Source organism: Polaromonas sp. P1_G2, assembly GCF_056405515.1.
Window position 1 is genome coordinate 1 of record NZ_JBFUBY010001113.1, and the last position, 457, is coordinate 457.

A 457-nucleotide genomic window follows, 5' to 3' on the forward strand; every position below is an offset into this window, starting at 1 on the left:
CTGACGCCAATGTCACCCAGACGAAACCGGTTGTTCAGGGCGAATGCCTCTTTCGAGGAAAGAAGCATCTTTTCGACGGTATCTCCAACGCGCAGCACCTCGCGCGTGGCATTGGTCAGCGCCACGACCGGCGTCGCAAGCTGCTGCTGGTCGAGATATTTCGGCCCGTCATCGGCCTGCGGCTCCGCCTTGATAAGCCGCGCTGTCAGTCGGGCGACCAGCGGCGTCAGCGGCCAGGCAACGAGCGCCACCGCGATGTTGAACGCCAGATGGATATCAACCGCCCAGGTCGAAGGCGAAAGCGGCAGCAACGGCAGTCTGCCGGCAAGCAGGCCGGCAAGCGGCAAGACCACGGCACAGCCGGCAGCCCGGATGATCAGATTGCCGACGGTCACCCTGCGGGCCTCGGCCGCTGACGCCAATGTCGCGAGCACGGGCGGCACGGCCCCACCGAGAT

At 65.4% G+C, this 457-nt stretch carries 1 pseudogene; it reads right to left on the minus strand.

Annotation, left to right across the window (positions count from 1 at the left end):
- Positions 1-395: pseudogene (locus AC1D0P_RS29315) on the minus strand (hypothetical protein); the annotation flags it as partial.
- Between the last annotated feature and the right edge of the window lie 62 nt (positions 396-457).